The following is a 22,760-nucleotide window of genomic DNA, read 5'->3' on the forward strand; positions in this document are numbered from 1 at the left end:
GTTATTTAGATATGGAAAATCTCATCATAGCTGACGGGGCTAATTGCACGTTTTCAAGTTGATGATCTGTTTGGAAAATTTTATCGAAGTCATCCCGGTTAGCTATTACGGGAAAAATGGTGTCAATCTGTTGTTTGTTAATGAGGGCAGGGTCGCTTGGCACATTTTTTCCATCGCCCCATTCAATCAGAAAAGGATGACGGATGATTTCTGCTTGTGGAAAAAGCATTCGCCATTCCAGGAGTGAGCCATCCGGACGATTTCTGCTGCCAGCAATCGGGCCGGTAAATGATATGTTTTCTTGACGAAAATGCTCCAAATAATAATCCATGTCGTCAGTTCCCAGTGCATATTGAATTGCCCCTTCCACATCACTATCCAACGTGCGGATAAGCTGGTCAATCAAGGGATTTTCTGATTGGACAGCTAAGTCTTTATCGAAAATTCCAAGCCATTCCAAATAACAGCCATTGCTGAAATAGGCCAAATAATTATAGGTTCCCCATTTTTCGTGTTTGCCGCCCTCCAAAACGTTGATATTATGTTTGATTGCAAAATCCTCGGCTGCTTGTTGTGGGTCTTTGGCAGCAAGAATAATATGGTCGAGTGCAAGCATTTTTTCACCTCCAAAAAAACTTGTTATCGTGATTTTACAGAAAAATTGCTATAATGAAAAGAAATTTATTTTACAAGGGGGCGGATTATTAATGCAAAATCCGATTTTAAAGGCATTTCCGAATGAATTTTATACAAAAAGATTACATATCCGAATGCCTGAACCTGGAGATGGCCGACAGGTTTTTAAGGCAATTGAAGCTAGTAAATCGGAGTTGAAAAAATGGCTGCCTTTCGCACAAAAAGATCAGACGCTTGAGGAAGTGGAGGCGAATGTGTGTGAAGCCCATGCCGCATTTTTGAAACGGGAAGACTGCGCCTGCATATTTTCCAGCGGGAAACAGGAGAGTTGGTCGATTTGACAGGATTGCACCGTATTGATTGGGAGATTCCGAAGTTTGAAATTGGATATTGGGTCGATACACGAAAAGCCGGTCATGGCTTCATAACAGAAGCAGTGGAAGGCTTGGCCCATTTTGCGTTCAGCGAGCTTTCAGCCAAACGGGTGGAGATTCAATGCGATACGAATAATTGGAGGAGCCGGGCAATTCCCGAACGCCTTGGCTTCAAGCTGGAAGGCATCCATTATAATGATTCAGTTGCAATAGACGGAAATGAACTGCGGGATACATGCGTATTTGCCAAGGTGAGAAATTAAACTTGAATTTTGCTGAATCATGAAGTTTATATTTAAAGGAAGTAAGTGGAAGCATAAAGCATGCCCATTAAAATCCGCACCATTTTATATCATTACGTCATCCAATACATTTTCACCAGGTTTTGATATAGTACATTCAAAGGCAATAATGAAGCAGGTGAACTGAATGGAGAAGGCAAATATATTAATTGTGGAAGATGAACAGAAGCTCAGCAGGGTGCTGCAGCTTGAATTGGAATATGAAAATTATGCTACAGAAATAGCCAATAATGGAAAAGATGCACTTAACAAGCTGGAGGATGGGAACTGGGACCTGGTGCTGCTTGATATTATGCTGCCGGAATTAAGCGGTATGGAAGTGCTGCGCAGATTTCGCCGCACCAATCAGTCAACGCCCATCATTCTTTTAACGGCCCGGGATCAGGTGCATGATAAGGTAAGTGGACTGGATCTTGGGGCGAATGACTACATGACCAAACCCTTTCAAATTGAGGAACTGCTGGCACGGGTCCGCGTTCACCTAAGACAGCGGTCGACAATTGAACAGAATGGAGAGCAGCTTTCCGTCGGGGATCTGAATGTTGATATTGGAACACGGGAAGTGAAACGAGAGGATAAACAGATTGAGCTGACACCAAGGGAATTCGATCTGTTGATTTATTTATTAAAAAATAAAAATCAGGTGCTGACAAGAGACCAGCTGATTGAGCACGTGTGGGGCTTTGACTATTACGGGGACACGAATGTGGTCGATGTCTATATCCGCTATTTGCGCCAAAAAGTGGATAAGGAATTTAATCGGGCCTATATTCAGACTGTCCGGGGTGTCGGTTATACGATTAAGGATCATGTGCAATGAAACTGTCGACGAAAATCCGTCTGTTTTCCAGCCTGTTTATGCTAGTGTTGGTTCTGCTTGTGAATACCGCGATTTATTATTTGTTCTATAATATGTCGCTAAATGCGGAAAAGGCGGAACTGACTGATCAAACAAACGAGATTACGGAAGCATTAAACGAGTCGCCCAATATTGCGAAAAGTGATTTACTGAAAGCATATTTGCCAACGGATGGAATGGTTCGGATTATCGGAAAGGATGGGGAATTTCTGATTCCTACTTTAACGAAGGATCAGGAATTTACGGAACTTCCCTTTACTTTTTCAAAAAAGCAGACTGCCGGTGTTATTGAGTTAAGTAATCAGGCCGACTTTTTAACTATCTCCAAGCCGATTATCTGGGAAAATGGAGAAGTGGCAACATTACAGGTTTATAAGCAGCTTGTCGCACATTCGGAATCGATGGAAACTCTGTTTTACGTCCTGGCTGTCGCATCGGTTATCGTGCTGATTCCGACCATTATCGCGGGTACGTTTTTAAGCCGGTTTATTTTGAAACCAATCAAATCCTTGACTGGAACGATGAAGGAAAATATAACCGATGCCAAGTGGAAAAAGATTAATCTGGAAAACAGGTCGCGGGATGAGCTATATGAAATGGAAGAAACATTCAATGTGATGATTGAATACTTGAAGGACAATTTTGAAAGACAGGAAACGTTTGTCTCAGACGCATCGCATGAACTGAAAACTCCGATTTCCATTGTGAAAAGTTATGCGCAATTGCTTAAAAGACGCGGGCAGGATAATCCGGAACTTTTAAACGAGTCTGTTCAGGCAGTTGATTCAGAAGCAGACCGGATGCAGAAGCTTGTTGAACAAATGCTGCTTCTGGCTAAAAATCAGGAAAACGAAACATATAGCAAACTTGATATTATTCAGTTAACCAGGGAAACGGTTGATCAGTTCAAAGGAGCTTATGATCGGGAATTGACTTTTGAGGCAGAAGCGGAAAAAATTATGGTGAATGGGAATCATGACCAGCTGCAGCAGGTTTTCTATATATTAATAGATAATGCCCTGAAATACAGTGATGAGGCTGTAAATGTGTACGTTTTAAGGCGTCAATCCGAAGTGCAGGTAAAGGTGCAGGATTACGGACAAGGAATTCCGCAGGAGGAAGCGGAAAAAATCTTTGACCGGTTTTATCGGATGGACAAATCACGAAGCAGGGATCTTGGCGGAACTGGACTTGGTTTGGCTATTGCAAAAGCTATTATGGAAAAACATAAGGGCCAGCTGACTGTATCCAGTGAATCCGGCAATGGATCCATTTTTAGCATAACATTGTCAACTATAGACTAAATTTCTCATTGAATTCTAATCCAGTCCACATTTTTCTTTCATGTTAAGCGGGTATGATGAAAGCAGGATAGAAACAGGGAGGCATTAAACATGAAGAAAAAAATAGGTGTTGTGTTAAGTATATTGCTTGGTTTGTCAGCACTTGGTCTTGGCATGTATCATACAAGTGCTTCAAAGGCGGCTCCGGAATTGTCAAAACAGCAAATTAAGCAGATGGTACATGATCAATATCCTGGTAAAATTACGGAATTTGAACTGGATAAGGAAGGCAATCGTACTGTATATGAAGTGGAAGTCATGAAGGATGGAAAAGAATACGACATCGTTTTTGATGGAAACACCGGTGAAGTGTTGTCACTTGAAAAGCAGCTGATTTCCAATAATGGTGAAGACGATGACCGGCATGAAGAGAACTTCGAGACAGAAAATGATGATGCAGACGAAGGTGATCTTGACGCGCATGAGGATAACAATAAAGCAGACAGTAATGCCAAAGCGCAAAAGGATAACCATGATGCAGACACAAAGACCGATAATCAAAAGGATAAGAATAATAAAGGCACAAACCAACAAGAGGAAACAACTAAAGAACCACGCATCAGTACAGCAAAGGCACAGGAAATAGCACTGAATGAAGTGCCGGGTACCGTTCTCAGCAGTGAGCTGGATGAAGATGATGACCGGCTGATCTATGAAATTGAAGTGAAATCCGAGAAAAAAGAAGCCGAATTTGAAATTGATGCTTATACAGGTGAAATTATCGTAATGTCCATTGATAAATTTGACAACGATGATTCCGCTGACGGTGAAGATCATGACAACAACGATGAAAATCACAATGAATCCAAAGACAATAATAAGCAAAATAACAACCAAAATCATAATAGTCAAGATCGGGGAAAAGCTGATCAGGATCACCCAAGTAAAAATAAGCAAAAATAAATATACTGATAAAAAATAGCTGCCGGATGCCGGCAGCTATTTTTTATCCCTAAATCACGGGTGACCTCTTTGTGTTTTTCTATGGTATGATAAATTTAAGTTTCCAAATGTGGTAATAAGGTACTGTCTATACAGAGTTTCCTGATGGGGGATTGCAGCATGAAATATGAAAAGGCATTATTTATTTTCAATGGAAATGAAGATGATACAAATATGCGTCAAAACCTTTCTGAAATCTTGCCTGTGCTATCAACAAATATTAAGGAACTGACGACAATCCGGACAATGTCACTAGAAGAGTTGAAGGACACCTGTGTGAATTTTGCCCAGGAAGTTGAACTGATTATTGTTTTAGGCGGAGATGGTACCTTGCATGAATGTATCAACAGCATTTCTCCATTGGAAAAACGACCAGTGCTGGCAATTCTTCCCGGTGGAACGTGCAATGATTTCAGCCGGACACTGAACATGCCGCAAAACCCGAGGCAGGCCGCTGAGGTGTTAGTAGACGGCGAAGTAGTTGATATCGATGTTGGTTTCGCCGATAAGCGGTATTTTTTGAATTTCTGGGGAATCGGACTTATTTCTGAGACATCCTTAAATATAAATGAAACACAGAAGAAGAATTTTGGTGTCCTCAGCTACTTTATGAGCACACTGAAAACGGTCAATCAGGCTGAATCTTTTTTCTATAACATTTCAGGCGAAAGTGAGAATCATCAGGGCGAAGCAGTAATGATCCTTGTTATGAATGGCAATTTTATCGGTACAAGAAAATTGCCGATTCCATCTTTACATCCATCTGATGGGCTTTTGGACGTTCTCGTCATCAAAAATTCATCGATTGCTTCTTTTCGGGAACTATTGTCCATGAATCGTCCGAATACAGATGTGGAACAGCTCTCAGAAATTATTCATTTCCAAGCTTCGTCCGTCCAAATCACCACAGAACAGGAAATGGAAATTGATATGGACGGTGAAATAGATGGCGTTACACCGGAGGCAATCAGGATATTGCCCGGACATCTCCAAATGATACGGTGCCAAGATAATCGAAAGCAGGTGAGCCCATGAATGAAAACGATAGACTAATTACAATTAAAAAGCAGGACCCGTCATTGAAATTATTTGTCGTTCTATCCAAAACATACCGGGTCATGATGGATCAAGTGGAAAAAGATATACAGTCTAAAGGCCTGAACCTGACCGATTTTGCAGTTTTGGAATTGTTGTATCATCGCGGCAGTCAGCCAGTTCAAAAGATTGCCGATAAAATTTTGTTGGCAAGCGGAAGCATTTCCTATGTCGTTAAAAAACTGGAGAAAAAAGATTATCTGGTGCGGGAATCGAACTGTCGCGACCGTCGTGTAATGCTGCTGTCCATTACTGAAAAAGGTGCGAAATTATTAAACTCCATTTTTCCGGACCATTGGAAAAAAATTGATGAAATTATGAGCGGATTGAATATGGAGGAAAAAGAACAAGCAATTAATTTGGTGAAGAAGCTTGGAACCAGTATTAAAGAATTATAGATACATAATTTAAAGGAGGCCGCCCGGGAAGACAGCCTCACCATTATTTCTTCAGTATTTGTTTTACCTTTTCATATTCTTCGATGGTAATTTCGCCATTTGCCAGGCGGTGGTCAAGTGCAGACAATGCATCATATGATCGGTGGTGAAAGCACATATAACTTGCCCGTCGTCTCCACATAACAATATTTGTAACCAGTAATCCAACCATCAACAGAAAGAAAAAGAATCCAAACGGATGAAAATGTTCCCAATACATAATGATCAACTCCTATTTTTTCGTATGATTTATTGCAAAAAGGCTTTTACGTGTAATGACAAGTGATCCTAAGAAAAGCAGCAATGCTACAATAGGGTGAAAAGCAGCCAGATAAGGTACACTTCCCGCGAGATTTGCTGTTATATATTGAATGACAATCAAGAGATACAATCCAGCACATTGCCAACGAAACTTCGTTGGGATCCCGCCAAAGAATGATATGACAAGCATCACAAGCGGTATAAATTCAACATAATGAATGAATGTTGTATGGTAATGCCACTTTCCAATATCCATAAAGAGAGCTATGCCCGCGAGGAACACCTGAATGATAATGCCCAGGAAAAAAAGCAGTGCAAGCAGTCCAAATACTTTTTGAATCAGACGGTTTCTGTTTTGTTTCAAAATATCACCTCCACATAAAAATTAGTTTAGGACCGGGAAGCAGCATGGCGTTTTCCCCATGGTTTAAAAACGGATAATACAAAAATCAAGATGAGTGAAAGCATCTGAATTATGATGCCTGACCAAAGTTCTGTCTGCACCATGAATAATGCTGCCCGGTCTTGGGAGGTCTGCATGATTCGGAAGGCGTCCATTGTCCAGTAGTACATCCCCCATAAGTTAAGGCCCAGTGGCATGAGCGTAAGCACCTCTTTCACAATAAGCCAATAGAATTGAAAAAGACCCCATTTTGTTAAAACAGAAAGCAGAATTCCGGTAATAATGGTTGCAATAGTGGATGCTTTTACAGAGGTTGAACTCAACACATGCATGATCCGGTAACAACTTTCGATTAAATTGCCGTCATTTGTTGATGCAACGGTAATGCTTAAAATAAGAAAAGTGACCATGTTGCCAAACATAATTGCGGAAAATAATATATGTGCAGTTAACAGCCATCGTTTCGCCTTTACGGACAACTTCATGTTTCCACCTCCCGTTCTGATTATTAGTGTACCAAGCAGGTCTGAAATCCATCTGAACGCTTTCTAAACTTTTTATAAACAAGAAAAGAAGAAACGATAAAAAGCCACGCAGCATATATGGACTGCGTGGCACTGGGGAATTTCAAATCTATCCTTTAAAGCGGTATCCTGATCCCCAAACAGTTTGGATATATTGTGGATTATCCGTATCCTTTTCAATTTTTTTACGGATTTTTTTAACGTGAACAGTTACGGTTGCATTGTCACCAATTGCATCGAACCCCCAAATACGTTCAAATAAATGTTCTTTGGAGAAAACCTGATTGGGGTGTTCTGCAAAGAATCTGAGTAAATCAAATTCCTTTACCGTAAACGGAATTTCTTTTCCATTGATAAATACTTGACGGGCGGCAGTATTTATTTGAAGGCCGCGGATGGAAATCTCTTCTTTCGGAGTTTCACGTTGTATGAGCCGTTCATACATTGCAAGATGTGCTTTTACGCGTGCGACCAATTCACTTGGACTGAATGGTTTAACGATATAATCATCTGCTCCCAGTCCCAGACCGCGGACCTTATCAATATCCTCATATTTGGCAGTAACCATTAGAATGGGAATATTTGTTACATCACGTATTTGTTTGCATAACTCAAAACCATTTATACCAGGAAGCATCAGGTCAAGCAAAATTAAATCATTATCCAGGGCATTGACGGCTTTCAGTCCGTTATTTCCGTCCGAAGCAATTTCGACTGCAAAACCCTCAATCTCCAGATAATCCTGTTCCAGTTCAGCAATGCTCTGATCATCCTCAATAACTAATATCTTCTTCTTCATGCCTACCCCCATCTGATTTCGAAAGTGTGAAATGAATGCTTAAGCCTTCTCCCAGTTTACTTACTGCCCAAATAGTTCCGCCGTGTGTTTCGATGATTTGTGCTGCAATTGCAAGTCCAAGGCCGCTGCCGTCCGTATTCCGTGATGGATCAGTCCGGTAAAACCGGCTGAAGATTTGTGTCAGCTCCCCTTCCGTCACACCGGGGCCATTATCAACTATCGTAATTTCTATCAGGGTTCCTTTATCCGCAAGCGATATCTGAATGTCACACGTCTCTTTATCCGTATATTTCACACTGTTATAAATGATGTTTTCAAATACGCGAATCATTTTATCCCTGTCAAGCTTTACTACCGCATCAATCTGATTTGATTCAAGTGATATATGAATATTTCTTTCGTTAAGTTCATCAGTTATTTCATCGATGTAATCCCGAACAAAAGCTGAAATATGAACCGCTTCAAACTGGAAAGGCAGCCGCTTAACATCCAGTTTTGAATACAAAGAAAGCTCTTCAATCAAGCGGTTCATATACGTTGCTTTGCCATGAATGGTATCCAGATAGCGAGCATGCTTTGCTTCGGTATGGGCAACACCATCCTGGATACCCTCAACATAGCCGATGATTGATGTGATTGGTGTCTTTAAATCATGTGAGATGTTTGCAATCAGTTGTCTCCGGTTGTTTTCATATTTTTCCCGAAGTTCAAGTGATTCTTTCAGTTGGGCGCGCATATCATCAAAGGATTGGACAAGCTGACCGAGTTCATCGTTTTTTTTCGGTGTTATGGTGAAATCCAGATTGCCGGATTTTATTTTTTTCGCAGCGGCAGCTAAATGCTTAACAGGGCCTAAAATGCTCCGCGACATGAAATAGGACAGCAGCACATTTGTTATGATAAGAACCAGGAGCAGACTGATAAACAATATCGGAAAAAACGTTCTCGCAAACTTCACAAATGAAGCTGAATTATTAAGGACAAATAAAGTACCTTTTGTTCCATCCTGAAAATAAAAATCATGCTGTTTGACGGAATAATGACTATGGTCCAAGCGTATTCCCGCTGGATTGAATCCTTCATTTCCATATGCGGGGAGGTCTGCGTTTGAAATATCACCCAACTGCCCGGCTGTCTGGACAATCTTTTCATCTTTACGAACAATGATTGCATTGTTCTTAGTTCCGGATTTATCTAAGACAGATTCCAAAAATTCCCGGTCCAGCAGTTTTTCCTGGTTTAGTGATGCGGTTTTGGTCAGACGGCTGTTCAGTTCGGTGTTTTGCGGCTGTGGTCCGTGCCACCGCTTATCCGGAAATTCAAAACCGCCGTTAAGAATGACAACAAGTAAAAGTATTATTAGTATAATAACAACAATTGGCATCAGCACCATTGCTGCATTTGACAGAAAAAGCCGTTTTCGGATGGACATTATGATCAACCTTTATAAATGGATTCATACTCGTAATACATGATACCCCTATCCTCTAAACAGTAGATGAAGAAAATATAAAATTTTTATAAAGCCATTTTTGAGCATAGGTGCACACCCTCAGAAAAGGTACCATTTCCCCGCAGCGGATGTTTCAGCTGGTTTCATATGTATTATACAAAAATAATCAGGTGTGATGTAAATCATAGCCCAACTATTTAAGGCATTGTATTCTGTATGAGGGATGGGCTCTGTTCTATTCTATATGATGAGATGTTCGATCATCTCCAGGGAACGGAACCAATAAAAGGCTGGGACATATCAAAAAGTGTGATTCAAAAGACGAGGTAACTAGCGTAGTATATTTCCGGAGCGGCTAGATGCTCTATTTCGGGCTTTTCTTCGGATCATACACTTTTGTCCCAGCCTTTTGTTTTTTTACGAGAAATATTCATTTGTAACCGTATTGTAAACTAAATTACATAATCGTGTTTAAGGTGTTAACCAGGTGGGTAAATAAAACATGAAGTTTATAAACCAAATCACAAAAACTTCAAGGAGGAAATCATCTATGAGCGAGAAAAATGTGATTGTGTATGTAAGTGATGATTGTTCTCAATGTGATAAACTGTTGGCACATTTAAATAAATTAAATGTACATTTTGAAACAAAGAATGTTACAAAATATCATGAATATATGGAACAGCTGCAGGAAATAGGTGTGTTTGGTACACCAGCCACATTTGTTAACAATCATATGATTCTCGGCATGCAAACGAATAAGATTAACCGCATGCTGGAGACTGATGGACAAGACAACACGTATTTTCATTCTTAAATGAATGATGCCGCAGCAGTTAACTGGCCTGCACACTCTTCTTAATTTCAGCATATTTTACAATAAGAACTTGCTGAAGGGGTGTGTGTAATGTACGACAGGCCACATTTCAACCATATGAATCATGACCGGCCTTATATACAGCAATCACCATTTAATAAACCGGTTCCGAAAACAAAAGAATCCTTCCAGACACCTTTTGAATATTTTTCAAAACCAAGCCAGCCGATTAACTGGCATCCGGGTTATAAGCATGGAAGTCATAACTTTAATACAGGAATAGAAGGAAATGATCTTTTTCACTATTTTCAGGAGAAGAAAGGTGAAGTGGATCTGGATAAAATGTTATCGACAATCGGTCAGGTTGCCAATACAGTCCAACAAGTTTCGCCAGTGGTCAAACAACTTGGGGCTCTTATGAAACAAATCAAATAATCATAAGCTGATGAAAGTTTACATTCATCGGCTTTGTTTTTGGAATAATAATGGTCATACCGTGTTGGCATGATGGAAAAAACGAGGAGAATTTGTATGATTGGATGTCTAGTGATTCATGGATACACAGGCGGTCCATATGAAGTGGATCCGCTTGTAACGTATTTAAAGGAACATACAGACTGGCATGTCGAAGTACCGACATTGCCGGGACATGGCAAAAAACTCGCCCTGCACAATGTGCCGCATACAAAATGGCTCGAAACAGCAGAAGAGAAAATGAAGCAGCTCAAGGAAAAATACGATACCATTTATGTGATTGGTTTTTCGATGGGTGGTATGATTGCCTCTTACTTAGCCGCGAAATATCCAACCAGTAAATTGGTCTTACTTGCACCAGCCGGTAAATTTTTATCCTTTAGGCAGATGGCCAAAGATGTGAAAAAGGCTGTGGCGGATGGATTTAAGGGTAATCTTCGGCGAAATAAATTATTCTTGCACTATAAACGAAAACTTGGGGAAGTTCCATTTAAAGCGAACATCGAGTTTTTGAAACTTGTGCGTTTCACCCGCAAGTATTTAAAGGAACTGGATATGCCTGTACTGATTGCACAGGGTCAGCAGGATGGCATGGTTCCATATAAAACGGTTTATTACATGGATAAGGAAATAACTTCCGACCAGACCGAAGTTATTTTCTTTGAAAGATCCAGACATCTGATTTGTCTGGGTGATGACAAGGATACCCTGAATCAGCTGGTACATGAATTTTTAATGAAAAGTCCGAATTAGAACAGGGAGACTGCATGTAACGCAATCTCCCTGTTTTAGTCCCTAAAAAAGGAAATGACTAATCCGCCTTCACCGGCGTATGTTGCTATTAATGGTCCCATTTCGGTTAAATAGGCATCTTTAAATGGATACTTTTTCCGTATTTCTTCCAGCACATGTGAAGCGCGTTCCTCTGCATTGCAATGTGTCATTGAAATAACTTTGTCTTCAAAGTCCTTTGTGTACTCTCCGATTTGTTCAATAAATCGTCTGATTGATTTTTTATCACCGCGGACCCGGTCAGCTACTTCAATGGTGCCTTCTTCGCTTGCTTTCATTAAAACTTTGATATGAAGTGTTTTTGCTATTTTACCTTTCATCTTGTCCAAGCGCCCGCCTTTGACAAGGTTTTCCAATGTTTTCAGTACAAATAATGTAGTTGTTTGTTCAACACGTTCCCGCAAGTGATCAATCAGTTTATTGTATGTGAGACCCTGCCCGATTTTTATTTTGGCTTCATGGAGCAGGAGGCCTATTCCGCATGATGCAGTTTTGGTGTTGATAACCTCTATTTTACGGTCAGGTTCCTCTTCCAACAGCATGTTTTTACCAAGTACCGCATTTTCATAGGTAGTGCTTATCCCTCTTGATATGCTAAACATAATGATAGGAACTTTGCTGTCAATCCGCTTGTATGCTTCGTAAAAATCATTGGGACTGGGTGCTGCGGAACGGGGCAATTCATCCGACAATTTTATTTTCCGATGAAAGGTCTCCAAGTCAATGGTCTCCCCAGCTTTGAATTGTTCATCCTGGAAGTGCAAATAAAGCGGTACTGAAATTATATCCATTGATTCCTGCAGCCGCTTCGGAATATCGGCTCCCCCATCTGTCATTAGTTGAATAGTCATGACATCCCCTCAATTCCTTCATTGTAGTGGTTACCTTATACCAGATTGTTTAACCGCCGATTAATTGTGATGCTTTCTTGAAATGGTCACCTTTGATTTGCGGGTGGTGCTCATAATGAATAAAAACAGCCCGAAAATAACGATGGTTCCGCCAAGAAATTGTGACCATGTTACACCTTCATCCAAGATAAGGTAGGCAAGAATCGCGGCGCCAATCGGTTCAAATACAATACCCATAGATATGGTTGACGTGCTCAGCCACTTGAGTGCCCAATTGAACAAGGAATGGCCGAAAAAGGTCGGGATGACGGCCAGTCCAAGAAAAACAAACCAGTGATGCGTTGAATAGCCGAGAAAGTCATGCTGTAAAATCAGATTATAAATAATCAATGTAATTGAACTAATACCATACACGACAAACGTATAGGTCATCAGTGATAATCGTTTCCGCAGTTGCTGTCCCAACAGAAAGTATGCGGTTACGGTTACGGCACCCATAAGTGCGAGAAAGTCACCAAAAAGTGCGATGCCGCTTATACGGAAGTCTCCCCAGCTGATAATGATACTGCCCAGTACAGCAATGACCATACTGATAACAGCGCCGGGTGAAAAACGTTCCTGAAAAATAAAATATGTTCCCAAAAAGGCAAAAATAGGCTGCATTGAAACCAGGACAACAGAACTGGCAACCGATGTATAATCGAGTGATTCAAACCAGAGAATAAAATGAAAGGCCAGTAAGACCCCGGCGATTGTTGATAAAGCCCAATCTTTTTTATGGATTAAACGAAATTCATTGCGGTGTTTAATGAAAATATATGGAGCCATAATAATAACTGCAAATAAAAGACGATAATTGGCGATGATGGAAGCAGGTGCACCATCTGCCAATTTCACAAGAACTGCTGCTGTTGATACAGAAGCAACACCAATGACAACAGCTATGTATGGGTTGAACGGAGGCAGACGCATGGTAATCCTCCCTTATGTTTATGCGTAATCTAATTTATTTTAACATTCCTTGTTCAAAAAATCATTCAGTAAGTAGTGGAAATCATTGTTTAACATGTGTTATGATAGGTTGACTGTTATTTTACGTATGTGATTTCAAGGGATGAGGCCTCTTCCTGAATTGGGTGATGCCTCATATTTAATTTTATTGGAATAAAAAGGAGTAGAGTTTTAAGGTGACAACATTTAATGAATTAAATATTTCACAGCCCATTATGAAGGCTTTGGAAAAGATGGGCTTTGAGGAAGCAACGCCAATTCAGGCTGAGACGATACCATTTGCTCAAGATGGACAGGATGTAATCGGACAGGCACAGACCGGTACAGGGAAAACTGCAGCATTCGGGATACCGATGATCGATAAAATCGATAAAAACGAGAAAAAAATCCAAGGGCTTGTGGTTGCTCCGACACGTGAACTGGCAATTCAGGTAGCTGAGGAATTGAATCGGCTTGCCAGGTTTAAAGGTATTCGGGCAATGCCTGTGTATGGCGGACAACATATGGAGCGGCAGATCCGCTCGTTGAAAGATGGTCCACAGATTGTTGTGGCAACACCTGGCAGACTGCTTGACCATATGCGAAGGAAGACAATACGAACTGCCGGCGTGCAGACCGCAGTTTTGGATGAAGCAGATGAAATGCTGAATATGGGTTTCATTGATGATATTAAGGAAATTTTAAAAAACATCCCGGAAGACAGGCAGACATTGCTATTTTCAGCAACAATGCCGAAAGAAATCCGTGATATTGCAACAAATCTGATGAATTCGCCAAAAGAAGTAAAAGTAAAAGCGAAAGAAATGACCGTGGAGAATATTAACCAGTATTTCATTGAAGTACCGGAGAAATATAAATTTGACACACTAACCAATCATTTGGACATCAATGCCCCGGCACTTGCGATTGTGTTCAGCCGTACGAAAAAACGGGTGGATGAGATTGCGGAAGGATTGCAGATCAGAGGATTCCGTGCTGAAGGTATTCATGGTGATCTGACACAGGGCAAACGGATGTCGGTTTTAAATAAATTTAAAAATGGGCGTGTCGAAGTACTGGTCGCAACCGATGTAGCAGCGCGCGGGCTTGACATTTCCGGTGTAACCCACGTTTATAATTTTGATATTCCGCAGGATCCGGAAAGTTACGTGCACCGGATTGGCCGGACAGGCCGAGCGGGTAAAACAGGTGAAGCTATCTCATTCATTACACCAAGAGAAATGGGCCACCTTAAAATAATCGAGCGGGTTACGAAGAGCAAGATGAAGCGGATTATGCCGCCAACTAATAAGGAAGCACAGCGCGGACAGCAGCAGGCAGCTGTGGACAAGCTTCTTCGTACAATCGATAATGAGGATTTGCAACCTTATCAGGAAACAGCAAGCGAACTGCTTCAGGAACATGATTCCATAACGGTAATTTCGGCAGCGCTAAAAATGCTGACGAAAGAACGCAAAAATACGCCGGTACGAATTTCTTCCGTTCAGCCAATCAGTGTTAAAAAGGCACAAGGCGGAAAAGGTAAGCCTGGTAGAAACAACAATAAAAAGTTTTACGGAAAACGCGGGCAAGGCGGTCGCGGGCAAGGCAGCCGCAGCAACAACCGCAAAGGAAACTTTCAAAAGCGCAGAAATCACAAAAATAATAAACGTAACAGCTAAGTAAAGGCTCCTTATGACAAGGAGCTTTTTGTATTTTATGAAGGATATGGATCAGCCGCTGAAGGAAAGTGGGAGTCCGCCGAACGAAATGCATAAGCCGCCGAACAAAAGCGGAAACCCGCCGAACGAAATGCATAAGCCGCCGAAAAAAAGCGGAAACCCGCCGAACGAAATGCATCAGCCGCCGAACAAAAGCGCTTAAACCAAACGAAAATGCAAACTGCTATATTGCCGTAGATTATAGTCAGCATCCGAATTATATTTTATTTTTGTCCGTTTTTGTCGAAACATTTACTATATAATAATCGTATAGGTATGATAGAGAGAGTAGAAGGGGGACTACAATTGAGACAGCCACCAATTAATACAATTGCATCAGATGCCATAAAAGCGTGGAAAATCACTGCCGGCATATATGTTGCTGTTTTATGGCTTGCCACCATCGCAGCAACTGTATTGACTTTTATTTTTGACTGGTCAATCTGGGTCATCCCGGCAGCAGTACTGGTAAGTGCCATTTGTACTTATGTATTTGTTTTTCTTTTGCCAGTATTGCGCTGGAGGAGATGGCGGTATGAAGTTTTTGAACAGGAGATTTATATTCAGCATGGTATTTTGATTGTGTCACGTACACTGGTGCCAATGATTCGGGTTCAGCATGTTGATACACAACAGGGACCTGTCTTGAAAAAATATAAGCTTGCCAGTGTTACTATTTCCACTGCAGCCACCACACACGAAATCCCGGCTCTGCTTGAAGAGGATGCATCGGAATTAAGGGACCGGATTTCTGCTTTAGCAAGGGTTGATGAAGATGATGTCTGAACAGAAGAGACTTCATCCGGCGGCAGTGTTCTTCAATTTTATCAAAGTCGTTAAAGAGGCTGCATTTGCAATTATTTTAGGCTTTATAACATTTCAGGACACATCATTATTGTATTTCGTACTGGGGGCATCTGCTGTTCTTATTCTGCTGATTGTGTTTAGTGTTTTATCCTGGTACAGGTATACCTATCGTGTGGAAGATGATGAACTGAGAATCGAATATGGTATCTTCATACGGAAAAAACGGTATATCTCCAAAAATCGGATTCAGTCAATTGATCTGACGTCCAGTGTAATCCACCGTATTTTTAAACTGACACGGGTCAATATTGAAACAGCCGGGAGCGGTACAGGTGCAGAGGCATCATTAAAAGCGGTCAAGTTGTCGGAAGGGGAGGCATTGCGCCAGGAATTGAAAACGGTCAGTGCTTTCGAACGTGACGTTGAAGCAGAAGAGGCCGAGGAAGATTGGCCATCATCAACGATTACTTTCAAGCGGCTTTTCATAGCGGGAACAACGTCTGGCAGCATCGGAGTCATTCTTGCCATCGCGGCATTTGGATCCTCGGAACTGGAACAATTCATTCCGGATGATTTTTATGACAATACATTTGAGTGGATAATCGGCTTGGGTATCATACTGATCGTTGTGTTGGGGTTATTTTCCCTGCTTCTGCTTTGGGTGCTTGGGATCGCCGGTACGATGATAAAGTACGGCAATTTTACAATTACGAAAATGGAAGATGAACTGTTTATCACACGGGGGCTGCTGGAAAAGAAACAGCTTACCATTCCATTGAAACGTATTCAGGCAGTGGGCATCCAGGAAAGCCTGATTCGGCAGCCGCTCGGATATGTCACTGTGTATGCCGAGATTGCCGGCGGTTCCATGGATAAAGGCGAGGATTTTTCATCTGTGCTGTTTCCGATTATGAAAGCAGATGAAGTGGAAACATTCCTGCAAAAATTCCTTCCCGAATATGCAGGTATAACCAACGATTTGACCCCGCTGCCAAAAAGGGCACGGAAATTTTATCTGATACGTGCATCTTTCTTGTTCCTGATTCCGCCGATTGTATCGGCATTGATTTACCCGCAGTTGATATGGGCACCGCTGCTTGTGCTTGCAGCAACTGTTTATCTCGGTATTCTTCGTCACAAAGATGGCGGGTACCGTCTGGATGGCGAACGGTTGACTGTCCGCTATCGTTTTTTCAGCAGGGATACGCTGACCATGTATCATAAACGTGTACAGTCGTTTGAGAAAAAACAGCATAAGATTCATATTAAACAGAAACTGGCCACGGTTAAACTGTCGATTATCGGGAAAATGGGAATGGGAAAACATTTTACCGTAAAAGAACTGGAAGAATCAGATGCAAATACATTAAGTGACTGGTATTCTTATCGGGGTTAAAGGGAAAACACACTGGACGAAGACGTTCAGTGTGTTTTTTAGCCCTGATATCAAAAGATCCTTCCCAGCAGTCCAAATAAAACAAGAATAGCAAGGAATGTCCAGAATGCATACGTATAAAGCTTTTTAGGAATTCTCCGTTTTTTCCAGCGGTTTGGGTCAAACTGAACTCCGTCATTTTTGCCGAAACGTTTATTTCGCCATGGTGAGAATGGCAGGGCATTTGTTAAGACAAGCGGGGCAATCAGGAAGCCGCCTAAAAACCCGAAAACATGTGCATATATATTAATTCCCGGCTGGATAAATGTCATAACCGCACCAATAACAAAAATGACAACCACAATCTGAGCATTGCTGTAATCAATCAAATGTTTACGGAACGCCACCATAAATATATAAATCCCGAATAATCCATATATTGCACCGGAAGCACCAACGGAAATATAAATCGGTGGACCGAGCAGAAAGGTTGCAAGATTTCCTGCAAAACCAGCAAACAAGTATGCGGCTATAAATTTATATTTCCCAAGCATCTGTTCCAGGGCCGGGCCAAACAGGACAAGGGCAAATGAATTGAATATTGTATGCATTAATCCTGCATGCAAAAAGATGGGTGTAATCAATCGCCAGTATTCCCCCTGCTGGATGAAAAAGTTATTTCCACTCCCCCATGCTTTCAGTTGAACACCGAACGGCAGCTGCAGGAAGTCACAAATCAGCCAGAGTGCAAGATGGATAATGACAAGTGCTGATACAACCGGGTAAAACTGCATAAATTCTTTTAGGCTTCTTTCAGTCCGGACAAACATATTTAATGTCCCCCAATGGATTAAATTTTCATATATAAGTCTAATAGTATACCATAAATAGTATGACCACTATAATCGTACTAAAATACGCTGGTAAACTGCAACAACCTTTACTTACCCAGTAAAGAAGGTGATTCTTTGATCAAAGGCATTGGGATAGATATTATTGAACTGGACAGGATTCAGAAAGCATTAGCAAACAATAACCGTTTTGCTGACCGGATTTTAACCGGGACAGAACAGGCAAACGGTTTTGATAGGATAACCAATCCTCACCGCAAAACGGAATTTCTCGCCGGCAGATTTGCTGCAAAAGAAGCATTTGCCAAGGCTTGCGGACGGGGGATTGGCGAACTGAGTTTCCACGACATGGAAGTCGCAGCAGATGAATTTGGTGCACCATCGATGAAAGTCGGGGGATATGAAGAGTGCCGCATTCACTTGTCCATTACGCACAGCAGGGATTATGCTGTTGCACAAGTTGTTATTGAGGAAAAATAAGCACGATGTGTATTCTGCATAATTGCAATGGTTGTCTCATATATTTTAGTGCGGGTAGGAGGGAACAATTTGTATATTGTCACCGCAAAAGAAATGTACGGTATTGACCAGTATACAACAGAGGAAATCGGAATGGAAGGCAAATTGCTGATGGAAAATGCCGGTCGGGCAATCAGTGAAAAAATTGAATCCAAAGCAGAAATGACAGATTTAATCATGGTTATTGCAGGTTCCGGAAACAATGGCGGAGATGGTTACGTAATTGCCCGGACAATGCTGAATATGGGGTATGAGACAGCGGTTATTCAGGTAGTTCCGGATGCAAAAATAACCGGGGATGCACGTTACCATAAAAACCTGTACATTAATTGCGGCGGATCTGTTTCCATCACACAGGATGCAGCCGAAGTTGAAGGAGCATTGCAGGAATCCGATATTGTTGTTGATGCCATTCTCGGGATTGGTGCAAAAGGGAAACTTCGTGAGCCAGTTAAGGAGATTGTGGAAGTCATTAACGACTGTGATGCCTATGTTATTTCAGTTGACATTCCATCAGGACTTCCTGCTGATGAAGGTGCAGCAGCTTTCGATTCAGTACAAGCTGATTGCACTGTCATTGTCGGTTTCCCAAAAATGAGCGCATTTCTGCAACATACTACAGGCTATTATGGGGAATGGGAAACAGTTGCGATTGGGTTTCCGGGGGAGGCACAAACAGATCTGACACGCTCTATGTGGACACATAGTCAATTCCTGCAAACCATGCCGGAGCGCAGGCAGAACTCCCATAAAAGTGACCATGGCCGGGGACTTATAATCGGCGGAAGCGAAGAAATGCCGGGGTCGATTTCCATGACAGTTCGGGCAGCATTAAGAGCAGGGGCTGGTCTTATAACAGCCGGGACAGTTAAGCAGGCAATACCTGTAGTTGCATCACAGTGTATCGAGGCTACCCACTTGAAGCTTGGTGATACAAACGGGTATATCAGCACGGAGAATACGATTCCATATGAAAATTATGATGCTGTTGTACTTGGAATGGGGCTTGGGCGGCATGAAACCACCCGATCACAGGTGAAGGAAGCGGTGAGTAGAGTAAAGGGGCCGCTTATCCTGGATGCGGACGGACTGTTCCATATTAGAAATGAACTGAACTTGCTGATAGACCGTACAAACCCAACAGTTGTAACACCGCATCCCGGTGAAATGGCAATGCTGACAGGGGTGTCTGCTGGTGATATTTTGCAGGAGCCATTTTCTTATGCAAAGACCTTTGCACAGACTTACGGGGTATATGTCGTTCTGAAAGGGACATACACGATTGTTACTGCTCCGGATGGAAGGCAATCTGTGAATACAACTGGAAATCAGGGACTGGCAAAGGGCGGCAGCGGTGATGTGCTTTCAGGAATCATACTGGCAATGGCAATGCAGCATAATGATTTGTATAATGCATTGCGAAATGCCTGTTATGTACATGGAAAAGCTGCAGATATTCTGATAGCCCAATCCCATTCTGTATATGATTTGATGGCCTCGGATGTTGTGGAAGGCATTGCAAAAGTATACCGTACATTAACGGACGGAACGTGACAATATTGTTCTCCTAGTCCAATTTAAACCACGCAGCATATGCGTGTGGAATGAGACAAGGGAGATATGTCCATGAAAAAACAGATTGTTATCAGGATGATGATTGCTTTAGGTTTTGTTCTTTTACTGGCTGCCTGTGGGGAAAAATCTCAGGAAGAAGTACTGGATAAATTGGAATCCAAGCTTGAGGAAATGAATGGCTATAAGGCTAAAGCTGAGATGAAAATGAATACGGGGCAGGAAGGACAGACCTACAAGATTGACGTTTGGCATAAGAAAAAGGATTTTTACCGGGTAGCATTGAAAAATGCCAAAGATGACAAGGGCAGTCAAATCATTTTGAAAAATGAGGAAGGTGTTTTTGTACTGTCTCCGGCACTAAATAAAAGTTTTAAGTTTCAGAAGGAATGGCCGGAAAACGGCAGTCAGCCTTATTTGTTCCAGTCGCTGGTGAATGATGTTGCTAAAGACAAGGACGCTACCTTCAAAGCGGGTGAAAAATACTATATCTTCCAAACCGAAACCAATTATCAAAGCAACAATAACCTGCCATATCAGAAAATCTATTTTGATAAAAAGACATATACACCAGTGATGGTAAAAGTACTTGATAAGGATAAAAATCCACTGGTGGAAGTCGCTTTCTCCGAATTTAATACAAGTCCAGAATTTAAAAAAGGCGATTTTGAAATGGAGAAAAATATGTCAGCAGGAGCATCAGATTCCGCTGTATCCGGTGACGGAAAAACGGATGCATTTTCCGTTGTCATTCCATTTTATATGGCTGGAAGTGAGCTGACAAAACAGAAAGAAATCGAGCTGGAGAACGGAAAACGGGTGATCATGACCTTTTCAGGTGACAAGAATTTCACCTTGGTTGAAGAAAAGAATGATGTTGTTCCGACAACGACCTCTCCACAATTTGTGAATGGCGAAATTGTAAATCTCGGACATTCTGTCGGGGCACTATCCGGAAATGCAATTGAATGGACCAATAATGGGGTGAACTTTTACCTCGCTAGTGACGAGTTGACCGAAGCAGAATTGATCAAAGTCGCCAAATCCGTAAAGCGTAAAGAAGTGAAGTAAATGAAATGCGGCAAGCAGACTCATAAGGAGAGGGGGTCTGCTTTTTATTTTGCTGCTGTTCATATAAAATGGATGTATAGAAGCAAGAAGGAAAGGGGCTGTACTGACATGACACCAAGCCTTTATCGTGATACATGGGCAGAAGTGGATCTTGATGCGATAGAATATAATGTAAAACAAATTAGGGAACGAATACCGGCGCACTGCAGTGTCATTGCAGTAGTAAAGGCCGATGCTTACGGACATGGAGCGGTTGAAGTTGCAGAAAGTGCTTTGAAAAGCGGAGCGCAAATGCTTGCCGTCGCCATTCTGGAGGAAGCAATCACATTACGGGAAGCCGGATTTGATGTGCCGATTCTGGTATTTGGACGTGTAGCTCCTAAAGATGTGGCTGTTGCAGCAGAGAAAGATATTACGCTGACATTTTTTCAAAAAGAATGGCTGCGGGAGGTAAAGCGGGAATCACTTCCAGGGCCAGTGAACCTTCATATGAAATGGGATACCGGAATGGGGAGAATTGGTTTGCGGACAGAAGATGAGTTGCATCAGCTGGTTGACGAACTGAAAGAAGCATCCAACGTAAAGTTAACCGGAATCTATACCCATTTTGCAACTGCGGATGAATCGGGTAAGGATTATTTTATCATGCAGAATGAGCGTTTCGACAAACTGTTGCAAGCATTCCGGGGTATGTGGGAAGAGCCGGTTGCAATTCACACCGGCAATAGTGCTGCATCCATTCGTTATCCGGAAAAAATGCATCACTATATTCGATTCGGGATTTCAATGTATGGCTTGTACCCGTCATCAACCGTAAAAAAGGAACAAATTATTGATTTAAAGCAATCATTTTCCCTGCACAGCAGGTTGATTCATGTAAAAAGGCTTGCGCCTGGTGAGTCTGTCAGCTATGGAGCCACCTATACAACGTCTGATTACGAATGGATCGGCACGATTATGATTGGTTATGCGGATGGATGGATCCGCAAATTGCAGGGAATCGATGTTCTGATTGATGGAAAGCGCATGCCGATTGTCGGACGGATTTGTATGGATCAGACAATGATTAAGCTTGATAAGGAATATCCAGTCGGAACAAAGGTCACACTGATAGGAAAGCAGCGGGATGAGATGATTGGGGTTGATGAAGTTGCGGACTATTTGGATACCATCAGCTATGAAATCCCCTGTATGATAAGCAGCCGTGTTCCAAGAACCTATTCGGGAAAATAATCGGCGGACGCGTGCATAATATTTCCAAAATGAAATAAACATAGGTAACAGGGGCTTTCCGTAACGAACGGGTGCATGTGCTGGGGTTTTCTGTCTTTCTAAGTCGATTTTGATAGTATATAACTTCTGCCGCATAAGGACAACGATGGTATAAGATAAACCGGGAATTCTTATAAATTCCCTATAAGCCTTTGCAAACCTTGTCAGAGAATGATATTATAAAAAAAGAATTAAATAGTGATTCGTTCAACAGTTGGCG

The 22,760-nt window shown here is 41.7% G+C and carries 25 protein-coding genes and 1 pseudogene; 17 read left to right on the top strand and 9 right to left on the bottom strand.

Going from position 1 to position 22,760, the window contains the following annotated elements:
- Position 1: 1 nt before the first annotated feature.
- Positions 2 to 616 (bottom strand): VOC family protein, encoded by a 615-nt coding sequence (locus tag B1K71_RS02105; protein WP_077324365.1) that lies wholly within the window; start codon positions 614 to 616, stop codon positions 2 to 4.
- 91 nt (positions 617 to 707) lie between these two features.
- Here B1K71_RS02105 and B1K71_RS02110 point away from each other — a divergent pair.
- From B1K71_RS02110 to B1K71_RS02135, 6 genes and pseudogenes are all read left to right on the top strand, one after another.
- Positions 708 to 1,273, top strand: a pseudogene (locus B1K71_RS02110) (GNAT family N-acetyltransferase).
- 166 nt (positions 1,274 to 1,439) lie between these two features.
- Positions 1,440 to 2,132, top strand: a complete 693-nt coding sequence (locus tag B1K71_RS02115) for a response regulator transcription factor (protein ID WP_077324366.1) — start codon at positions 1,440 to 1,442, stop codon at positions 2,130 to 2,132.
- Positions 2,129 to 3,475, top strand: coding sequence for a HAMP domain-containing sensor histidine kinase (locus B1K71_RS02120; protein WP_077324367.1), 1,347 nt, complete (start codon positions 2,129 to 2,131; stop codon positions 3,473 to 3,475). The genes B1K71_RS02115 and B1K71_RS02120 overlap by 4 nt, the downstream gene beginning before the upstream one ends.
- Before the next feature lie 90 nt (positions 3,476 to 3,565).
- The gene (locus tag B1K71_RS02125; RefSeq protein ID WP_077324368.1) at positions 3,566 to 4,417 is read left to right on the top strand and encodes a PepSY domain-containing protein; all 852 of its coding nucleotides are present in this window, start codon (positions 3,566 to 3,568) and stop codon (positions 4,415 to 4,417) included.
- Between the two features lie 159 nt (positions 4,418 to 4,576).
- The gene (locus B1K71_RS02130; RefSeq protein ID WP_077324369.1) at positions 4,577 to 5,491 is read left to right on the top strand and encodes a YegS/Rv2252/BmrU family lipid kinase; all 915 of its coding nucleotides are present in this window, start codon (positions 4,577 to 4,579) and stop codon (positions 5,489 to 5,491) included.
- Positions 5,488 to 5,949, top strand: a complete 462-nt coding sequence (locus B1K71_RS02135; protein WP_077324370.1) for a MarR family winged helix-turn-helix transcriptional regulator — start codon at positions 5,488 to 5,490, stop codon at positions 5,947 to 5,949. The genes B1K71_RS02130 and B1K71_RS02135 overlap by 4 nt, the downstream gene beginning before the upstream one ends.
- A 43-nt stretch (positions 5,950 to 5,992) precedes the next feature.
- Here the strand turns inward: B1K71_RS02135 and B1K71_RS02140 are convergent, their stop codons facing one another.
- From B1K71_RS02140 to B1K71_RS02160, 5 genes are all read right to left on the bottom strand, one after another.
- On the bottom strand, positions 5,993 to 6,208 hold the full coding sequence (locus B1K71_RS02140) for an SHOCT domain-containing protein (RefSeq protein WP_077324371.1): 216 nt from the start codon (positions 6,206 to 6,208) through the stop codon (positions 5,993 to 5,995).
- Between the two features lie 12 nt (positions 6,209 to 6,220).
- On the bottom strand, positions 6,221 to 6,613 hold the full coding sequence (locus tag B1K71_RS02145) for a DUF6220 domain-containing protein (RefSeq protein WP_077324372.1): 393 nt from the start codon (positions 6,611 to 6,613) through the stop codon (positions 6,221 to 6,223).
- A 26-nt stretch (positions 6,614 to 6,639) separates the two neighbouring features.
- Entirely contained in the window at positions 6,640 to 7,137 is a 498-nt protein-coding gene (locus B1K71_RS02150; protein ID WP_077324373.1) for a hypothetical protein, read from the bottom strand.
- 148 nt (positions 7,138 to 7,285) lie between these two features.
- The gene (locus B1K71_RS02155) at positions 7,286 to 7,975 is read right to left on the bottom strand and encodes a response regulator transcription factor (protein WP_077324374.1); all 690 of its coding nucleotides are present in this window, start codon (positions 7,973 to 7,975) and stop codon (positions 7,286 to 7,288) included.
- A complete protein-coding gene (locus B1K71_RS02160) occupies positions 7,950 to 9,407 on the bottom strand; it encodes a sensor histidine kinase (RefSeq protein WP_077324375.1) in 1,458 nt (485 codons plus the stop codon). The genes B1K71_RS02155 and B1K71_RS02160 overlap by 26 nt, the downstream gene beginning before the upstream one ends.
- A 571-nt stretch (positions 9,408 to 9,978) precedes the next feature.
- On the opposite strand from B1K71_RS02160, the gene B1K71_RS02165 reads away from it, so the two are divergent.
- From B1K71_RS02165 to B1K71_RS02175, 3 genes are all read left to right on the top strand, one after another.
- Positions 9,979 to 10,245, top strand: a complete 267-nt coding sequence (locus B1K71_RS02165) for a glutaredoxin family protein (RefSeq protein WP_139343278.1) — start codon at positions 9,979 to 9,981, stop codon at positions 10,243 to 10,245.
- 90 nt (positions 10,246 to 10,335) lie between these two features.
- Positions 10,336 to 10,680 (top strand): YppG family protein, encoded by a 345-nt coding sequence (locus B1K71_RS02170; protein WP_077324377.1) that lies wholly within the window; start codon positions 10,336 to 10,338, stop codon positions 10,678 to 10,680.
- Positions 10,681 to 10,776: 96 nt separating this feature from the next.
- The gene (locus B1K71_RS02175; RefSeq protein ID WP_077324378.1) at positions 10,777 to 11,472 is read left to right on the top strand and encodes an alpha/beta hydrolase; all 696 of its coding nucleotides are present in this window, start codon (positions 10,777 to 10,779) and stop codon (positions 11,470 to 11,472) included.
- A 35-nt stretch (positions 11,473 to 11,507) separates the two neighbouring features.
- On the opposite strand, the gene B1K71_RS02180 is transcribed toward B1K71_RS02175, so the two are convergent.
- Entirely contained in the window at positions 11,508 to 12,362 is an 855-nt protein-coding gene (locus tag B1K71_RS02180; protein WP_077324379.1) for a DegV family protein, read from the bottom strand.
- Between the two features lie 60 nt (positions 12,363 to 12,422).
- Entirely contained in the window at positions 12,423 to 13,334 is a 912-nt protein-coding gene (locus tag B1K71_RS02185) for a DMT family transporter (protein WP_077324380.1), read from the bottom strand.
- Between the two features lie 215 nt (positions 13,335 to 13,549).
- Here B1K71_RS02185 and B1K71_RS02190 point away from each other — a divergent pair, with 215 nt between their 5' ends.
- The 4 genes from B1K71_RS02190 (at position 13,550) to B1K71_RS02200 (ending at position 17,276) form a co-directional block, all read left to right on the top strand.
- On the top strand, positions 13,550 to 15,034 hold the full coding sequence (locus tag B1K71_RS02190) for a DEAD/DEAH box helicase (protein ID WP_077324381.1): 1,485 nt from the start codon (positions 13,550 to 13,552) through the stop codon (positions 15,032 to 15,034).
- A 37-nt stretch (positions 15,035 to 15,071) separates the two neighbouring features.
- Positions 15,072 to 15,236, top strand: coding sequence for a hypothetical protein (locus B1K71_RS19770; RefSeq protein WP_175631802.1), 165 nt, complete (start codon positions 15,072 to 15,074; stop codon positions 15,234 to 15,236).
- A 143-nt stretch (positions 15,237 to 15,379) separates the two neighbouring features.
- A complete protein-coding gene (locus B1K71_RS02195; protein WP_175631803.1) occupies positions 15,380 to 15,859 on the top strand; it encodes a PH domain-containing protein in 480 nt (159 codons plus the stop codon).
- Positions 15,852 to 17,276 (top strand): PH domain-containing protein, encoded by a 1,425-nt coding sequence (locus B1K71_RS02200; protein WP_077324604.1) that lies wholly within the window; start codon positions 15,852 to 15,854, stop codon positions 17,274 to 17,276. Before B1K71_RS02195 ends, B1K71_RS02200 begins: the two co-directional genes overlap by 8 nt.
- Positions 17,277 to 17,326: 50 nt before the next feature.
- Here the strand turns inward: B1K71_RS02200 and B1K71_RS02205 are convergent, their stop codons facing one another.
- Positions 17,327 to 18,085 carry a rhomboid family intramembrane serine protease gene (locus B1K71_RS02205; RefSeq protein WP_077324383.1) on the bottom strand — a complete coding sequence of 253 codons (759 nt, stop codon included), beginning with the start codon at positions 18,083 to 18,085 and terminating at the stop codon, positions 17,327 to 17,329.
- A 138-nt stretch (positions 18,086 to 18,223) separates the two neighbouring features.
- Between B1K71_RS02205 and acpS the strand changes: the two genes are divergently transcribed.
- From acpS to alr, 4 genes are all read left to right on the top strand, one after another.
- On the top strand, positions 18,224 to 18,586 hold the full coding sequence (acpS, locus tag B1K71_RS02210; RefSeq protein WP_077324384.1) for a holo-ACP synthase: 363 nt from the start codon (positions 18,224 to 18,226) through the stop codon (positions 18,584 to 18,586).
- A 69-nt stretch (positions 18,587 to 18,655) separates the two neighbouring features.
- Positions 18,656 to 20,179 (top strand): bifunctional ADP-dependent NAD(P)H-hydrate dehydratase/NAD(P)H-hydrate epimerase, encoded by a 1,524-nt coding sequence (locus B1K71_RS02215; RefSeq protein ID WP_077324385.1) that lies wholly within the window; start codon positions 18,656 to 18,658, stop codon positions 20,177 to 20,179.
- A gap of 72 nt (positions 20,180 to 20,251) precedes the next feature.
- Positions 20,252 to 21,268, top strand: a complete 1,017-nt coding sequence (locus B1K71_RS02220) for a LolA family protein (RefSeq protein WP_077324386.1) — start codon at positions 20,252 to 20,254, stop codon at positions 21,266 to 21,268.
- A gap of 108 nt (positions 21,269 to 21,376) precedes the next feature.
- On the top strand, positions 21,377 to 22,501 hold the full coding sequence (gene alr, locus B1K71_RS02225; protein ID WP_077324605.1) for an alanine racemase: 1,125 nt from the start codon (positions 21,377 to 21,379) through the stop codon (positions 22,499 to 22,501).
- Positions 22,502 to 22,760: the final 259 nt, after the last annotated feature.

Origin of the sequence: Virgibacillus siamensis (assembly GCF_900162695.1) — a bacterium.
GTDB lineage: Bacteria > Bacillota > Bacilli > Bacillales > Amphibacillaceae > Lentibacillus > Lentibacillus siamensis_A.

What these genes read in the sequence shown, in the direction of transcription:
- B1K71_RS02105 (WP_077324365.1), bottom strand. Translation starts at nt 616, where the DNA reads ATGCTTGCACTCGACCATATTATTCTTGCTGCCAAAGACCCACAACAA.
- B1K71_RS02115 (WP_077324366.1), top strand. Translation starts at nt 1,440, where the DNA reads ATGGAGAAGGCAAATATATTAATTGTGGAAGATGAACAGAAGCTCAGC.
- B1K71_RS02120 (WP_077324367.1), top strand. Translation starts at nt 2,129, where the DNA reads ATGAAACTGTCGACGAAAATCCGTCTGTTTTCCAGCCTGTTTATGCTA.
- B1K71_RS02125 (WP_077324368.1), top strand. Translation starts at nt 3,566, where the DNA reads ATGAAGAAAAAAATAGGTGTTGTGTTAAGTATATTGCTTGGTTTGTCA.
- B1K71_RS02130 (WP_077324369.1), top strand. Translation starts at nt 4,577, where the DNA reads ATGAAATATGAAAAGGCATTATTTATTTTCAATGGAAATGAAGATGAT.
- B1K71_RS02135 (WP_077324370.1), top strand. Translation starts at nt 5,488, where the DNA reads ATGAATGAAAACGATAGACTAATTACAATTAAAAAGCAGGACCCGTCA.
- B1K71_RS02140 (WP_077324371.1), bottom strand. Translation starts at nt 6,208, where the DNA reads ATGTATTGGGAACATTTTCATCCGTTTGGATTCTTTTTCTTTCTGTTG.
- B1K71_RS02150 (WP_077324373.1), bottom strand. Translation starts at nt 7,137, where the DNA reads ATGAAGTTGTCCGTAAAGGCGAAACGATGGCTGTTAACTGCACATATA.
- B1K71_RS02155 (WP_077324374.1), bottom strand. Translation starts at nt 7,975, where the DNA reads ATGAAGAAGAAGATATTAGTTATTGAGGATGATCAGAGCATTGCTGAA.
- B1K71_RS02160 (WP_077324375.1), bottom strand. Translation starts at nt 9,407, where the DNA reads ATGTCCATCCGAAAACGGCTTTTTCTGTCAAATGCAGCAATGGTGCTG.
- B1K71_RS02165 (WP_139343278.1), top strand. Translation starts at nt 9,979, where the DNA reads ATGAGCGAGAAAAATGTGATTGTGTATGTAAGTGATGATTGTTCTCAA.
- B1K71_RS02170 (WP_077324377.1), top strand. Translation starts at nt 10,336, where the DNA reads ATGTACGACAGGCCACATTTCAACCATATGAATCATGACCGGCCTTAT.
- B1K71_RS02175 (WP_077324378.1), top strand. Translation starts at nt 10,777, where the DNA reads ATGATTGGATGTCTAGTGATTCATGGATACACAGGCGGTCCATATGAA.
- B1K71_RS02180 (WP_077324379.1), bottom strand. Translation starts at nt 12,362, where the DNA reads ATGACTATTCAACTAATGACAGATGGGGGAGCCGATATTCCGAAGCGG.
- B1K71_RS02185 (WP_077324380.1), bottom strand. Translation starts at nt 13,334, where the DNA reads ATGCGTCTGCCTCCGTTCAACCCATACATAGCTGTTGTCATTGGTGTT.
- B1K71_RS19770 (WP_175631802.1), top strand. Translation starts at nt 15,072, where the DNA reads ATGAAGGATATGGATCAGCCGCTGAAGGAAAGTGGGAGTCCGCCGAAC.
- B1K71_RS02200 (WP_077324604.1), top strand. Translation starts at nt 15,852, where the DNA reads ATGTCTGAACAGAAGAGACTTCATCCGGCGGCAGTGTTCTTCAATTTT.
- B1K71_RS02205 (WP_077324383.1), bottom strand. Translation starts at nt 18,085, where the DNA reads ATGTTTGTCCGGACTGAAAGAAGCCTAAAAGAATTTATGCAGTTTTAC.
- B1K71_RS02220 (WP_077324386.1), top strand. Translation starts at nt 20,252, where the DNA reads ATGAAAAAACAGATTGTTATCAGGATGATGATTGCTTTAGGTTTTGTT.
- alr (WP_077324605.1), top strand. Translation starts at nt 21,377, where the DNA reads ATGACACCAAGCCTTTATCGTGATACATGGGCAGAAGTGGATCTTGAT.